The 353-nt window shown below is 58.4% G+C and carries 1 protein-coding gene; it reads left to right on the forward strand.

Annotation, left to right across the window (positions count from 1 at the left end; all coding sequences use genetic code 11):
- On the forward strand, nt 1-313 hold a 313-nt coding region (locus DK261_RS33375; RefSeq protein WP_218278181.1), incomplete at its 5' end, for a hypothetical protein.
- Between the last annotated feature and the right edge of the window lie 40 nt (nt 314-353).

Consider the following 353-nt stretch of genomic DNA (forward strand, 5'->3'; position numbering starts at 1 on the left):
AGCTCCTCGCAAAACTTGGTTTAACTGCGCCATGATTCGCCAACCGACCCTTGTCGTGGCCTGGATCGGAACCTGCTGGCACGCATCCGCGCACAAAGGGTGCCCAGTGTTTCCCCAGTGGGCTCCGGGGCTGAATACGATCGTCGAGGCGGATGACCGCTATTGCCTGGCAGAGGCAACAGTGGTCATCCGCCTCGACGATCAGGTCGAGCACAAAACGGAAATGAAATTCCGCAGAAGAGAAGGCTCCGAACTCAAGGAGTCCGACCGAGCTACCCGGAGCGAATCGGTCTTGGGTCGCCGTTGGCGATGATCCTGAGGCACTACAGCAGAGAGGGTAGGATCACGTCAAA

The organism is Pseudomonas sp. RW409, assembly GCF_003184125.1.
In the GTDB taxonomy this organism is placed as follows: Bacteria; Pseudomonadota; Gammaproteobacteria; order Pseudomonadales; family Pseudomonadaceae; genus Aquipseudomonas; species Aquipseudomonas chlororaphis_I.